The sequence below is a fragment of the Buttiauxella sp. BIGb0471 genome (assembly GCF_024807715.1).
Classification (GTDB): domain Bacteria; phylum Pseudomonadota; class Gammaproteobacteria; order Enterobacterales; family Enterobacteriaceae; genus Buttiauxella; species Buttiauxella agrestis.
In genome coordinates, this window is sequence record NZ_JANUEU010000006.1 from 69,183 (window position 1) to 83,959 (window position 14,777).

Here is a 14,777-nt window from a genome sequence, read left to right on the forward strand (position 1 = left end):
TAATGGTCGATTCTGAAACGACAGTTTAATTTTGGTTAAGGGAAGAGGCGTGAGCAATAACGTTTCACGGTTTACTAATAAGAAAATCGCATGGATGGGGGCCGCTTTTTGTTGCCTGTTATGGGGTAGCGCTTACCCGGCAATTAAAAACGGCTATGAAATATTTCAGATAGCGACGGATGACCTGGCGGGGAAAATTGTCTTTGCCGGTTATCGGTTTGTGATAGCAGGCCTGCTGTTGCTGGCGTTTGCGTCTCTACAAGGCAAGTCTGTTGCGCGTTTATCACGCCTGCAGTTTTCGCAACTCGCGCTATTAGGCGTGACGCAAACCGCGATTCAATACATCTTCTTTTATATTGGCCTCGCCTATACCACCGGTGTGAAAGGTTCAATTATGAACGCCACCGGCACCTTCTTTAGCGTGTTACTCGCGCACTTTATTTATCAGAACGACAAGCTCAGCATCAATAAAGTGGTGGGCTGCGTACTCGGTTTTGCCGGTGTGATGGTGGTGAACTTCAACAGCCAGCTGATGGATTTTAGCTTTAGCCTGATGGGTGATGGTTTCGTGGTGCTGGCGGCATTTATTCTTTCTGCCGCGTCGCTGTATGGTAAACGGATTTCGCAGACCATGGACGCCACCATTATGACCGGCTGGCAACTGGCGATAGGCGGCCTGGTGCTGACCATTGGCGGGTATGCCAGTGGCGGCACACTGACGTTCCACGGCTGGGAGTCGGTGGCAATTCTTGGTTATTTAGCGCTGTTATCTTCCGTGGCGTTCGCGCTGTGGAGCCTGCTTTTGAAACACAATCGCGTGGGCATGATTGCGCCATTTAACTTCCTGATCCCGGTGTCGGGCGCAGTATTGTCGGCTATTTTCCTGCAAGAAAGCATTCTTGAATGGCGCTATGCGCTGGCGTTAGTGCTGGTGTGCTTCGGCATCTGGCGCGTGAACGTGGTGAAGTCTCGCTTAAATTAGACCAGGCAAAATCAGTAAATACAGGCCATTATTTATGGGGCGTTGGTGGATGACGCTTCGCTTATCCACCCTACAACGGCTTGCGTAGGTCGGATAAGCGAAGCGTCATCCGACATCAAACTGACCAATATGACGGGCCTGCAAATGACACGACTTACTGCGAAAGACTTCCCTCCTGAATTACTCGAATACTTCGATTTTTACGTTCATGGCAAAATCAGCAAGCGTGAGTTTCTCGATATCGCGGGCAAGTTTGTTGTCGGCGGGCTTTCGGCGGTGGCGCTTGGCACCTTATTAACGCCGAATTACGCTTTCGCCACGCAGGTGGAATTTACCGATCCGGATATTGTGGCGGAATATATCGAATACCCCAGCCCACAGGGACATGGGCAGGTGCGGGCTTATCTGGTTCGCCCGGCAAAAGTGGCGGGCAAAGTGCCTGGCGTGGTGGTCGTGCATGAAAACCGTGGCCTGAATCCATACATTGAAGATGTGGCGCGACGCGTTGCCAAAGCCGGATTTATTGCGCTGGCACCGGACGGTTTAAGCTCGGTGGGCGGTTATCCGGGTAATGACGAAAAAGGCCGCGAGCTGCAATCGCAGGTCGATCCCACCAAATTGATGAATGATTTCTTCGCCGCTATCGAATTTTTGATGCACCACGACGCGGTGACAGGCAAGGTCGGCATCACCGGTTTTTGTTACGGTGGCGGCGTGGCCAATGCTGCGGCGGTCGCTTACCCGGAACTCGCCGCTGCCGTGCCGTTCTATGGCCGTCAGCCGAAAACCGAAGATGTGCCACGCATCAAAGCGCCATTATTGCTGCATTTTGGCGAGCTGGATTCGCGCATCAACGAGGGCTGGCCCGCGTATGAAGCGGCGCTCAAAGCGAACAATAAAGTCTACGAAGGTTATATCTACCCCGGCGTGAATCACGGTTTTCATAACGATTCGACACCGCGTTATGACAAAGCCGCAGCGGAGCTGGCGTGGAAGCGCACTATTGATTGGTTTAATAAATATCTGGCTTAGCTTTGAATGAGAATTCTGGCCCCCAGCGCCACGCCATTTTTACCGGTGCGTTTAATCAGATACATCGATTCGTCGGCACGGATCACCGCATCGCTGAAATTGTCGCTGGCCCAGGATTCATTGACGCCAATCGAAGCGCCGACTTTTGCCGCACCGTTACCCAGTTCAAACGGAGTAATCGCGGCATCCAGGCAGCGAAGGGCGATACGCATAATTTCCTGATTATCCAGCGTCCACGGTAACAGCAGGATAAATTCATCGCCTCCGATGCGGCCAATGGTCACCTCAGCCGGGCAGGCATCACGCAGACGCTGGCTGAGTTGCAGCAGGACTTCGTCGCCGCTGCGGTGTCCCAACGTATCATTCACGTTTTTGAAATCATCAAGATCGATAAACGCCACGGATAGCGAACCGAGATTTTTGAGCAAATCGAACTGCGCATGCAGCGCATACCGGTTGGCAAGCCCGGTAAGCGGATCGTGATTAGCCAGCGTGGCAAGTTGCTGTTCGTACTGCTTTTCTTTGGTCATATCGATGTGGGTGCCGGTCACTTTCAGCGGTTTACCATCATCACTCCACTCCGTCACACGACCCCGATCAAGCACCCAGGAAATGGTGCCATTTTTGGCCTGCATCCGGTGCAGCGCTTCGTAGAATGGCGTCTTGCCCTCGAGATGGTTATAAAACGCAGACAGCACCATTTCTTTATCTTCAGGATGAAGATGCTCCCGCCACACGTCAAAATGAGCGCTAAGTTCTTTGGGCTGATAACCCAGCATGGAACCCCATCGGCGGTTAAAAATAATTAACTTTCCGCTCGCGATATCGAGCTGCCATAAGCACAAACCCGTCCCGTCAAGAGCCGCACTCAGCTTGTTACGCGAGTCGTGTGCAATTCTCTTAAGACGGGCGTTGTGCCTCTTGAGGTTCTGGATCTGCTGCCTGAGGATTTCTTCTGACATTGACCGTAGTTATGTTCAAATAATATCCATTCTTAACAGCTATTAATGTCTTGTAAATATGGCTGAGAAAAAATCGTTCTAATTTAAGTTAAGTTGCGATTCAGAGACGCGCTTTTTGCGTTGCACGTAAAGACACGCAAACATGATGACCGCGACGACCACGGCCAGCGCGCCTTTCCAGCTATCGCTCGTCGCATCGCGGAACGTTTCTTGCAGGAAAAATAGCAGCGATATCAATGCCAGCGACGCGCCTGCAAGCTGTAACAGGCTGGTCGGGGCATTGAGTACCACAATGGATACCAGAAGAATAGCCACCGGCATCGCGGCAAAAATAATCGCGACGGTGCTGAGATTGATGAACTGGCCGCCATAAATCACCAGCGTAAGAGGCAGGCAAAACCAGAACAAAAACCCGCAAAACCGGAAAAGCCGATGCTCCGTCGGGAATAACACTTTCGCTTGATGCATGGGAAGCCTCCTTCTGGCGTTAACTCAATGATCGATATAGAGATAATGCATCCAGCTTGTCATGCGTAGCAGGATTTTGCGGATAATAGAAACGTGTTTGAAATAGTCTGAATAAATCGCCACCTGGCCCATCGTCCCGGCGGGTAAGTTCTTCATATCAGCCATATTATTCAACTCGATTTCTGCATAAATACCGTCGAGTTTCGGGTCGAGACTTAAGCCTTGTAGATGGCCTTGCGCCTGGTAGCTGCTGCTGGCGACCACTGGCAGAATTTGCTTCACTTTCCCTTTAACCACGCTGCCTGGCAGGCCGTTAAACACCACTTCCGCTTCATCACCGGCGGTTAAACGCAGGGCTGAGTTTTGGCGGAAGACGGCAAACACGCTGTTTTTCTGCTCCGGAACGAACACCATCACCGGGCGCAGCGGGAGCGGGCGCACGAACATGCCAGGCTTCAGAAGAAGCTGTGTGGCGTAACCATCGCTCGGCGCGTAAACGACGGTTCTTGCCAGGAAATATTCCGCTTCTTTGAGTTTAGATTTAATCCGGTACACTGCCGCGTTTTCGCCGTTGATCATGGCATTTAACTGGGCCGCGGTTTCATCCCGTTTCGAGAGAACCGAGCGCCACTGGGCCTGCGCGGCGAGGTAATTTTGTTGCGCGCGAACCACTTCCTGGTCGGTAAACGGGCTTTTCATTTTGTCTTTGCTACCGTTCTGGTAGCGATTGGCATCTTTCAATGCTAAATCGCGAACGGCTTTTGCCTGGGCGATATCCGCATTTTCGGAAGCCAGGCGTGCTTTGAGCATTTCCACGTTTTGCTGGGCGGTTTCTACTTCACCTTTCAGGGCTTCGACTTTTGCCTCATAGGCCGTCGGGTCGATACGGAACAGGAAATCGCCTTTTTTCAGTTTCTGATTTGCGTGTGGGGTGACTTCAACCACCACGCCTTCTACTTCAGGAATGATAGGCAGCGTCACCGTGACCATCTGTGCTCGCTCAGAATACGGATGGTTATAATTCATTAATAACAATAGCGAACCAATCAGAACAATACCGCCCAACACTGCGGTAGGAACCGTCCATTTATTTAACGGGATTTTGAAAAATTTAAATATACCGAAACAGATCGCGGTATAAGTCAGAATAAGTAATAAGTCCACAATAAATCCTGATCGGTTATTCGGCCGTTGATGGCTTTGTTTGCGTTTTTTGATGCTGGGCTTCCAGTTGCGCTATTCTTTCTCGCAAGGCATCCATTTCGTTATTTTTAACCGTGAATCCCCAGCCCCGGTCTTCGCGATATAACATTGCCCAGATCCACAAAAATGGCCACAAAACATGGAGAGTGAATAAACTTACCCAGCCCGCAGCATGAATAGCATCCTGATGAGGATGATTCCGATGCACTGCTATTTCATAGGGAATATCGTGTACCACAATCACGCCATAAAATAGCGTCAGCCCAACAAAGATAAGTGCCACTAAGGCAACATAATCGAGAAACATACCTGGAGTCCCATGAAGAAATTTCAGCAGACACTAATGAGAAGGCGTGAATGGCACCACTTTTATTTTGTTTAAAAATAAATAATGAGTCATTTTTCAATTGCACAAAGCGCCAATATTGTGCAATAGGAAGAACGGAAAATTACACTTCTTTTCACCGCTGAAACAGTTGTGGGAAAATTGCTACAACTTGTTTAGGTTTTATTATGGACAGTTGAATCTATAAGTGAAACACCGCATGGTATGGCTCCCTGCCATATCGTTGGCATGGTATATACTTCAAGGAAAGATTAGGCATCTTAGGATTAAAAATGATTATACCCCCTCCCACGCGGCCAGAAGCTGCCATTCAGAATCTCATTACAGCCCTCGAACCCTATGGAACCCCCATGGAGGTTATTCCGCGTAAAAGGATAAACTGGGAATATAAAGAGATCCCTCAGTTCTATGTCTTTAAAAGTGGTGAGCTTTCTGTTCTGCGAGCCACAGACGGCCTGGTCATCACCACGGTCTACGACCAGAATTTGTTCGGCATTGCCGAGAGCATTCAGCCAATGCGCAGCCATATTCTGCGTGCAGAAACAGAATGTACCATGCTGCGTCTGGATGCCAGCCTCGGGCATGAACTCATCACCGAGAAAGGGTTATGGAAAGATATTGCTGTCATCCTGGCCTATTACACCACTCATCTTTTCTATCGTGATTCAGTCGTTGTGCAGCAGCGGACCTATTCGATCATTCGCGGTCATCTTCTTGAAATGAACCGCCTTTCAACAGAATTACGTTCAAGAGTTTCTATTCTTGACTATATTCAGGAACGAACGCATTTATCCCGGAGCAGTATTTTGAATGTGATGTTTGCCTTAAAGAGCGGTGGTTACATTGAAATAAAACGGGGTGGATATTTAATCGAGGTGATTAATTTACCCGAGAGGTTCTGAGATGACTTTATTGTGAATATTTAAACGGAGGTCATTTTCACCTTCCGCTGCCTGCCAACACATCGCCCTTAAAATTAATTCCACAGGTAATAGCTATCCTGCTAATCAAAATTATGAACTCAGGATGGCTTTGCTTCATTTGAAAGCCTTATGCCGATCTTCTTATAATAATCAGATAATTTTGCTCGCCTTTTTTAATGCAAAATTAAATGAAAATGAAATTCCTTCCGTCGTGTTCTCTGCATACCATCCGTCGCTGAAATAGTCATGCTACTGAGTAATCTCTCCGAGACCACTTCAAGGATTAATATGAAAAAGACTCTTATTGCGTTAATCGTCATCAATGCCTGCGCAGTAACCAATGCCAATGCCGCAGCGGATGCTAATACCTGGTACAGTGGTGCGAAATTAGGTTGGTCACATTACTCAGATATCAGTGGCAATAATAATTTTAATGGCAATCAGAATAACGCTGCTGAATTTGATACCGACAGTGACAATGTGGGTGGCGGCGTATTCTGGGGCTACCAAATTCTTCCCTGGTTGGCGGTAGAGAGCGGTTACGATTATCTCGGTAATATGCAGATTCAGGGCAATAACGGCGCTGCGAATGGCAAAATGAAGGCCCAGGGTCTGCAATTTTCGATGAAAGCCAGCTACTCATTCAACGAGAATTGGGATATCTACGGCCGCGCGGGGGCCATGGGGTATCGTGCGGAAACTGACCAGGCTGAACACAGTAATTTTGAAACCGGTGTGCGCCCATTGGCCGCCATTGGTACCGAATACGAATTTAATGATAACTGGGCTGGCCGCCTGGAATATCAGTGGGTGAGCAACGTCGGCAATTCTAACCAGATTGGCATGTCCGCTGATATCAACACCGTCACTGCAGGCGTGGTCTATCGCTTCGGGCAAAATTCAGCAGCGCCGGTTGCTGAAACCGCACCAGTGGTAGAAGGCCCGCCAGAGCCACAGCGCTTTAACCTCAAATCTGACGTGATGTTTGAATTCAACTCTGCGGTGCTTTCTGCACAGGGGGAATCGGCGGTACGTGATCTCTACAATCGCCCTGAAATTCAGGCCGCTAAAGAGAAAACCACGATGGTGATTGGCTTTAGCGATCGCCTCGGTTCGGCTGAATACAACCTCAACCTTTCGACAAAACGTGCCCAGGCCGTGGCCGATGAACTGGTGCGTTTAGGGATGCCCGCTCAAAACGTGCAGGCCGAAGGCCGTGGTTTAAGCGAGCCGGTGACCGGAACAACATGCGATGCGGTGCAAGAACGCAGCGAACTGATTAATTGCCTGGCACCTGACCGCCGCGTGGTGGTCGAAATCGCCGGTGTCGGCGAATAACCTTAATAATCCCAGTAGTCATAAAAAAGTAGTGATGTTCGTTTTGCCCGATGCATTTGTGCCAGTCGGGCTTTTTTTTGTCTGCTAACCCCACGAGTAAAAATAAGGAACGCGATGAAATTATTAAAAATGGTTTTACTGATTGGTGCGGTATGCGCCGCAAATTCGGCTCATGCCGTGTCGATTCATGGTGAAGCGGGTTCCAAATGGACCAATTTCGGCGTGAGCTTTGGCGCGAACGAACCGGGTTTTACGTTCAGTGGAAATTGGGCGCATAACGATAACGACGGCGATGTCGCCAGCCTGGGAATGGGTTGGAATATTCCGTTGGGTTCGGTACTCGTGACGCTCGGCGGCAAGACGCTTTATCTCAACCCGGATGATAACGATGAAGGTTATGCGGTGGCTGTCGGCGGCGGCGCGCAGTTACCCCTTGGCGATCACTTTTCTTTATATGGCGATGCCTATTTCTCGCCTGACTCGCTTTCAAGCGGCGTAAAACAATACGGTGAAGCGAACGCGGGTGTGCGCTGGAAAGTGAACCCAACCTTCTCTGTTGATGCCGGATACCGCTATTTGGGAATGGAAGGGAAAGATGGGCATAGTGATAATATCTTAGCGGACGGCGCTTATGCCGGGGTTAACTTCAATTTCTGATCTATTTATTTTTATACATTTATAGAATTGCTGGTTAATAAGTATCTGGTTAAAATTATTATGTTGATGCACTGAGTCTCATTGCTATTATCAACCTCGAGCAATCGATCCTTTAATATTGTTAGCGCATATATTTATGCCAATGCAGTATACCCGCCTGTCCGGCGGGTTTTTTTTATACCTTTCATACTTCAAACTGCCTCTTTGTTGGCTGCGTTAATTCACCCGAATCACTTAGTTTACTAAGCTCATCGGGATTCTTTCTCTTGCCGCCGCGATGCAGCTTGAATTATTTTGGGTATAAAGCGGGGAGTTTATTTTTAAACGAAAAGGTAATTGAATGTCAGCCTCGCTAGCCTTATTCTTAATTTATCCCATAAGGAAGTGGGATATGTAAGCAATCATCAAATAGTAAGTCGCAAATAGTAAGCAGCAAACGCCACACTATGGCAACATAGTGTGGCGTTCTGCGTTGCAATAAAAATGATTAAATACAATGGTCTGTTTTATCTAAAAATAAACCAATAATAGTTATCAATGGCATTAACGCTACAGCGATAATAATTATGTTCTGCTGATGTTAACATTTAAATTGTAAGGGATAGAATGAATAAAATATTTAAGCTTGTCGTGATGGCAACTGCGCTGTCATTTTGCGGTGTGGCTTTGGCTTCTCATTCTACTGACACGCTACCGCAAGACTCGCTGGTTAAACAATTACAGCTGACACCTGAACAAATTCAGCAGGTAAAATCACTGCGTAAGAACACGGAACAAGAAATTGGTAAAATTAACACCGATGCTTTAAAGCAGGATGCGATTATTGATATGTTCAGTTCCGGAATGTGGAACGATGCTGAGGCTAAAAATCAGCTCGACGCCATTGGTGATATTCAGAATCAGGTGCGGTTCCAGAGAGCGAAATATCTTTTTCAGGTCAGCCAGATACTGAGTCGAGAGCAAAAACAACATTTACAGCAAATATTGATTGAGAAACAACTCTATTAAATGAATTCTCTTTGTCGGTCGGATAGGCGGTCGCGTCATCCGACAGAACAGGCAAAATGGTGGATGACGCTTGCGCTTATCCACCTTCCAAAATCCGTTCATTGACCTTTGTCAGCAAACTCCTTTTTATTTTCATCATGATGCGGTATCCGTTACCGGTTTTAATATATTACTAATCTGAATCAGCCCGCTCTTATTCTCGTCGTGTAGATAGATATCATTGAGTTCATTAATTTCTTCCAGTTTGGTTAACGCCTGGAACACATTATCAATGCCATAACGATTATCAAAAACATCCACGCTTCTGAGGTCATCAACCCGCGCTGATTTAATGCCTGCGGTCAGGTTGGCAATGGTGTTTTTATTCAGAGTGTGCAGGTTTTTTAACTCTTCCGGATTCTTGCTTTCACTTGGGGTTGATGTAACCGGCTGGAAATTAATCGTATTCAATGCTTCTACGGTTTCATCTGCTGGTTCAGCACATCCGACAATAACTAAGGCGAGTAGTAATACGCAGTTCTTTAACACGGTAGTTCCTTGCAGTTTGCGGGCGGAATAATTCAGACGGCAAGTTACCTGCAACGGTCAGGCTGAAACTATAAAAAGTTTGTTTAATTTTAAATTTTATATATCCGTGATATTGCAAGTTGCAGTATCACGAACATATATGTGGAGGAATTACTTCTCTAATTTATCCTGAGTGCGTAACTCAAAGTCTGACGCATCATGGCGCTCATGCAATTGCTGTGACGGTTCGCCAAAGGTGCGATTCACAATACGCCCACGCTTCACCGCCGGGCGGCTTGCCACTTCATCGGCCCAGCGGACAAAGTTTTTGTACGAGGCAACATCGAGGAATTCCGCCGCGTCGTACAGCCCACCTTTTGCCAGCGCGCCGTACCACGGCCAAATCGCGATATCTGCAATGGTGTATTCGTCGCCGGCAATAAAACGATGCGTAGCCAGTTGCCTGTCGAGCACGTCCAACTGGCGCTTGGATTCCATGGCGAAGCGGTTAATCGCGTACTCAATTTTCATCGGTGCGTAATTGTAGAAATGGCCAAAACCACCGCCCAGATACGGCGCGGAACCTTGTAGCCAGAACAGCCAGTTCAGCGTTTCAGTACGTGCCGCAATCTCTTTTGGCATGAAGTGACCAAACTTCTCTGCCAGGTAAAGCAGGATGGCACCGGACTCAAACACCCGAATCGGTGGTGTCGCCGAATGGTCCATCAATGCCGGGATTTTCGAGTTCGGGTTCACGTCCACAAAGCCGCTTGAGAACTGATCTCCTTCACCGATGCGAATCAAATGCGCGTCGTATTCCGCCTCACTTACGCCCAGCGCCAGCAACTCCTCAAGCAGAATAGTGACCTTCTGCCCGTTTGGTGTGCCGAGGGAATAAAGCTGCAACGGGTGCTTGCCAATCGGCAGCGTGCGTTCATGAGTCGGGCCTGCAATGGGGCGGTTGATATTAGAGAAGGTGCCGCCTTCGCCTTTTATCCACGTCCAGACTTTTGGTGGCTGATAGTTGTTATCTGACATGTTGTGTTTGCCTTTAAGTTGCCAGGGAGTGACTGGGAAGTGTAACCCCACTTTGTTTTGTTCGGTAATCGCCCGCTATTTTTTTTAACTTCCGGGCGTGTGATCTGGGGTAACAATTAATTAACTATAAATTTGCAATATGAACCAAATGATACAACATTAACCGACTTGTCCCGACAGACCAGGAGCCATCATGCAGCGTTCAATTGCAACCGTATCTATCTCTGGCACGTTGCCTGAAAAACTGGCCGCAATTTCGGCTGCTGGTTTTGACGGTGTCGAAATCTTCGAAAATGATCTGCTTTATTACCCAGGCTCGCCCGCCGACGTGCGCAAAATGGCGGCGGATTTGGGACTGACCATCACGCTCTTCCAGCCGTTTCGCGATTTTGAAGGAGCATCGCGCCCTCAGTTTGCCAACAATCTGGAACGGGCGCGCCGAAAATTTGATCTGATGCATGAGCTGGGCTGCGACACCATGCTGCTGTGCAGCAATGTGGCCCCTGATTGCTCTGCCAACATTGATTTGCAGGTCAGCGATCTCGCCCATCTTGCTGAACTTGCACACCTTAATGAAATCACCGTCGGTTATGAAGCGTTAGCGTGGGGCACGCACGTGAATCGTTATCGCCAGGCGTGGGAGCGGGTAAAGCAGGTTAATAGCCCGGCGTTGGGGCTGGTGCTCGACAGCTTCCACGTGCTTTCGCTCGGCGATCAATTGATTAATCTCGACGATATTCCTGTCGAGAAGATCACCTTCCTGCAACTGGCCGATGCGCCACTGATGAAAATGGACGTGCTGGAGTGGAGCCGCCATTTCCGCTGTTTCCCAGGGCAGGGTGAGTTGCCGGTGGTGGAGTTCACACGTTTGCTGACTGAGAAAGGTTTCCGTGGACCCTGGTCGCTGGAGATTTTCAATGACAGTTTCCGCGCCACGCCGAACGCGCCAACGGCCAAAGATGGCTATCGCTCGCTGTTGTGGCTGGAGGAGCAAACCTGGCAGACTCACCCGCAAATTGACGCGCCACTTTTTCACAGTGCGCCGCAGGCCAGCTATCAGGGAATTGAGTTTTTAGAGTTTGCCACCGATGATAAAGATGCCGTGGCATTGGGCGAAGCCTTGCAACCGCTGGGTTTCGACCATGCCGGAGAGCACCGTTCCAAAGATGTTTCGCTGTGGCGCAACGGCGGCGCGAATATCATTATCAACCACCAGTCGCACAGTTGGGCGGATGAATTTCATCGCCGCCACGGTGTTTCGCTCTGCGCGATGGCGTGGCGGGTGAAAGGGGCTGCGAACGTTTTGCAGCGCGCGCAAGATTATGGCTACCCCGTCTGGCATGAAAAACACGGCCCGGATGAGCGTGCACTGGCCGCGGTTTGTGCGCCAGATGGTAGCTTGATTTACTTGATTGAAGCGCCTGAACAGGGCGAAAGCGACATTTATCAAACCGATTTCACGCTCTCACAAACTGCCGCCAAAGGCACGCTGCGCGGCATTGATCACCTGGCGCTTGGTCTGGTGGAAGGCAGTCGAGATAACTGGATTATGTTCTTCCGGGCGGTATTTGGTTTCGAGCTGGATACCGAACTGAGTGTGCCGGACCCGTATGGTCTGGTCAGGAGCCAGGTGATGCATAGCCCGTGTCAGTCGATTCGCCTGCCGCTGAATATGTCGCACAGTCTCGATACGCAAATCGCCCGGTCGGTGGCGAGTTATCAGGGAACCGGCCTGCAACATGCAGCATTTGCCTGTGATGATTTACCTTCGACGGTAGAAAGCCTGCAATCTAAGGGGCTGAAGTTACTTCCTGTTCCGGCGAATTATTACGGCGATTTATTGGCGCGCTACGGAGTCAATAACGCGTTATTACAAGGGCTTGAGCGTCTGAATATTCTATATGAGCGGGACGCGCAGCAGCATGAGTTTTTGCATGCCTACACACCGCCATTCCGTCCTGACCGTTTCTTCTTTGAACTGGTCGAACGGCGGGGTGATTATCAACAGTACGGCGCGACTAATGCGGCGGTTCGTCTGGCCGCAATGCAGATGTGGTAACTCGATTTAAAACAATAAATGAACCTTAAGGTTCAAAAAGGCACCTGTAACCTACGACATAAGAAGGAATTACTGATGGCAAGTTATGAACAGGGCGATATCGCCGCCCCGAAAACTGCTGTTGAAAAACGTTCGCGCACGCGAATGGTCATCCTGACGCTGCTGGCTATCGGGACCATGATTAACTACCTCGACCGGACGGTATTAGGTATTGCCGCGCCGCAACTGAGTGCCGATCTTGGAATCGGTGCCGCAACTATGGGCATCGTATTCTCGGCATTTGCGTGGACGTACGCCGCAATGCAAATTCCCGGCGGCATCTTCCTTGACCGCTTCGGCAATAAAATCACCTACGCGCTGGCGCTGTTTTTCTGGTCGGCATTTACCTTATTCCACGGCTTGACGATGGGCCTGAAAACCTTACTGCTGTGCCGCCTGGGATTGGGTATTAGTGAAGCGCCGTGTTTCCCGGTCAATAGCCGTGTCGTGGGAAAATGGTTCCCGCAACATGAACGCGCTCGCGCCACGGCGGTGTACACGGTCGGAGAATATGTCGGTCTTGCCGCGTTTGCGCCGCTGTTGTTCTTTATTATGGAAACCTTCGGCTGGCGCGCGCTGTTTATCTCCGTGGGCGTGGTCGGCATTTTATTTGTGCTGGTGTGGTGGCGTTATTACCACGAGCCGCATGAGTCTAAAACGGCTAACCAGCTCGAGCTTGAATACATCGGCCACGACCAGCAATCGGCTGAACCTGAACCGAAAATGAACTTTAGCTGGGCGAACGTCGGCAAGCTGGTGAAATGCCGTCAAATTCTCGGCGCGGGTATCGGGCAGTTTGCCGGAAACACGACGCTGGTGTTCTTCCTCACCTGGTTCCCGACGTATCTTGCGACGGAACGCCATATGCCGTGGCTGAAAGTGGGCTTCTTTGCGATCCTGCCGTTCCTCGCGGCGGCGGTGGGCGTGATGTTTGGCGGTTGGGTTTCAGACCAAATCCTGAAACGCACCGGGTCGGTGAATATTGCCCGTAAGCTGCCGATTATTTCTGGCCTGCTGATGGCGAGCCTGATTATCTCGGCGAACTGGATGCCAACCGACGCGCTGGTGATTACGGTGATGTCCGTCGCTTTCTTCGGGCAGGGCATGGTCGGACTTGGCTGGACGCTGATTTCCGATATGGCGCCGAAGAACCTGGCGGGACTGACCGGTGGCTTATTCAACTTCTGCTCTAACCTGGCTTCCATTATCACGCCGCTGATCGTCGGTTTTATCGTCGCGGCAACCGGCAACTTCTTCTACGCGCTGGTGTACATCGGCGGTGCTGCGCTGCTGGGCGTCTTCGCTTACGTCTTTATTCTTGGCGATATCAAACGTATTGAGATGGAAGATTAATCATGGAAATCAGTGGCAATACCCGTTTAATCGCGCACCTGGGCTATCCAACGACCACGTTTAAAGCGCCGATGATTTACAACCCGTGGTTTGAAAGCCAGGGCATTGATATCAAAGTGGTGCCGATGGGGGTCAGGGCTGATGATTACGCGCAACTGATTCCTTCTTTATTCCGTATGACCAACATTATTGGCGCGCTGGTGACGATGCCGCATAAAGTCTCGACCTGCGACTTAGTGCAAAGCCTCAGCCCGACGGCGCAAATTGCCGGAGCCTGTAACGCCATTCGCCTTGAGCCGGACGGTCATCTTCGCGGTGATATGTTCGATGGCGACGGCTTTGTGCGTGGCATGTTGCGCAAAGGGATTCAGGCGCAAGGAGCGCGTGCGTTGGTGGTCGGTAGCGGCGGGGTGGGGTCGGCGATTGCGGCCTCACTGGCGGCGGCAGGGGTTGAATCTCTGGCGCTTTATGATAGCCGCCCGTCAAGCAGCGAAGAGCTGGCAATCCGGCTGCGCAGACATTACCCGGCGCTGACGGTGCAAACCGGTTTGCGCAACCCTCAGGGGTTTTCGATAGTGGTGAACGCAACGCCGCTGGGCATGAATGCAGGGGATGAATTGCCCGTGGATATTCACGCGCTCACACCCGGAAGTTTCGTTGGCGAGGTGGTGATGAAGAGCGAAATCACGCCATTTCTGCGCGCTGCAATGAAAAGAGACTGCCAGATACAACCTGGAACAGATATGTTATTTGAGATGATTCCTGCATATATGGAGTTTTTTGGCCTGCCAGAAGTGACGCCAGAAGCCCTGCGGAAAGTCGCAAAAATAGATTATTAACAACGGATTAGAATATAGCGAAG

Annotated in this window: 15 protein-coding genes; 9 read left to right on the forward strand and 6 right to left on the reverse strand. The window is 49.9% G+C overall.

The genetic code is table 11. The features are described from left to right. Nucleotides 1–94 precede the first annotated feature (94 nt). On the forward strand, nt 95–982 hold the full coding sequence (locus M2371_RS17615) for a DMT family transporter (RefSeq protein ID WP_172896190.1): 888 nt from the start codon (nt 95–97) through the stop codon (nt 980–982). Between the two features lie 144 nt (nt 983–1,126). Further along, entirely contained in the window at nt 1,127–2,014 is an 888-nt protein-coding gene (gene yghX / locus M2371_RS17620; protein ID WP_172896189.1) for a YghX family hydrolase, read from the forward strand. On the opposite strand, the gene M2371_RS17625 is transcribed toward yghX, so the two are convergent. From M2371_RS17625 to M2371_RS17640, 4 genes are all read right to left on the reverse strand, one after another. Next, a complete protein-coding gene (locus M2371_RS17625; RefSeq protein ID WP_115631430.1) occupies nt 2,011–2,976 on the reverse strand; it encodes a sensor domain-containing diguanylate cyclase in 966 nt (321 codons plus the stop codon). The two genes, yghX and M2371_RS17625, sit on opposite strands and share 4 nt — an antisense overlap. Before the next feature lie 78 nt (nt 2,977–3,054). Beyond that, nucleotides 3,055–3,444, reverse strand: a complete 390-nt coding sequence (locus tag M2371_RS17630) for an EamA family transporter (RefSeq protein WP_259268327.1) — start codon at nt 3,442–3,444, stop codon at nt 3,055–3,057. 24 nt (nt 3,445–3,468) lie between these two features. Next, a complete protein-coding gene (locus tag M2371_RS17635; RefSeq protein WP_259268328.1) occupies nt 3,469–4,608 on the reverse strand; it encodes an HlyD family secretion protein in 1,140 nt (379 codons plus the stop codon). 16 nt (nt 4,609–4,624) lie between these two features. Further along, nucleotides 4,625–4,954, reverse strand: a complete 330-nt coding sequence (locus M2371_RS17640) for a DUF3302 domain-containing protein (RefSeq protein ID WP_034492619.1) — start codon at nt 4,952–4,954, stop codon at nt 4,625–4,627. 311 nt (nt 4,955–5,265) lie between these two features. Here M2371_RS17640 and M2371_RS17645 point away from each other — a divergent pair, with 311 nt between their 5' ends. From M2371_RS17645 to M2371_RS17660, 4 genes are all read left to right on the forward strand, one after another. Beyond that, complete coding sequence (locus M2371_RS17645) at nt 5,266–5,895, forward strand: helix-turn-helix domain-containing protein (protein ID WP_259268329.1); 630 nt, start codon at nt 5,266–5,268, stop codon at nt 5,893–5,895. A 309-nt stretch (nt 5,896–6,204) separates the two neighbouring features. Then, entirely contained in the window at nt 6,205–7,254 is a 1,050-nt protein-coding gene (gene ompA, locus M2371_RS17650; protein WP_259268330.1) for a porin OmpA, read from the forward strand. 114 nt (nt 7,255–7,368) lie between these two features. After that, complete coding sequence (locus tag M2371_RS17655) at nt 7,369–7,911, forward strand: YfaZ family outer membrane protein (protein WP_232062509.1); 543 nt, start codon at nt 7,369–7,371, stop codon at nt 7,909–7,911. A gap of 606 nt (nt 7,912–8,517) precedes the next feature. After that, complete coding sequence (locus M2371_RS17660) at nt 8,518–8,919, forward strand: Spy/CpxP family protein refolding chaperone (RefSeq protein ID WP_172895727.1); 402 nt, start codon at nt 8,518–8,520, stop codon at nt 8,917–8,919. 135 nt (nt 8,920–9,054) lie between these two features. On the opposite strand, the gene M2371_RS17665 is transcribed toward M2371_RS17660, so the two are convergent. Both M2371_RS17665 and yghU read right to left on the reverse strand, forming a co-directional pair. Then, nucleotides 9,055–9,447, reverse strand: a complete 393-nt coding sequence (locus M2371_RS17665) for a hypothetical protein (protein ID WP_259268331.1) — start codon at nt 9,445–9,447, stop codon at nt 9,055–9,057. Nucleotides 9,448–9,597: 150 nt separating this feature from the next. Beyond that, nucleotides 9,598–10,464, reverse strand: coding sequence for a glutathione-dependent disulfide-bond oxidoreductase (gene yghU / locus M2371_RS17670; RefSeq protein WP_259268332.1), 867 nt, complete (start codon nt 10,462–10,464; stop codon nt 9,598–9,600). A gap of 193 nt (nt 10,465–10,657) precedes the next feature. On the opposite strand from yghU, the gene M2371_RS17675 reads away from it, so the two are divergent. From M2371_RS17675 to M2371_RS17685, 3 genes are all read left to right on the forward strand, one after another. Then, entirely contained in the window at nt 10,658–12,523 is a 1,866-nt protein-coding gene (locus M2371_RS17675) for a bifunctional sugar phosphate isomerase/epimerase/4-hydroxyphenylpyruvate dioxygenase family protein (RefSeq protein ID WP_259268333.1), read from the forward strand. A 75-nt stretch (nt 12,524–12,598) separates the two neighbouring features. Continuing rightward, nucleotides 12,599–13,915: an MFS transporter gene (locus tag M2371_RS17680; protein ID WP_172895724.1), complete on the forward strand. Its 1,317-nt coding sequence runs from the start codon at nt 12,599–12,601 to the stop codon at nt 13,913–13,915. Between the two features lie 2 nt (nt 13,916–13,917). Continuing rightward, complete coding sequence (locus M2371_RS17685; RefSeq protein WP_259268334.1) at nt 13,918–14,754, forward strand: shikimate dehydrogenase; 837 nt, start codon at nt 13,918–13,920, stop codon at nt 14,752–14,754. Nucleotides 14,755–14,777: the final 23 nt, after the last annotated feature.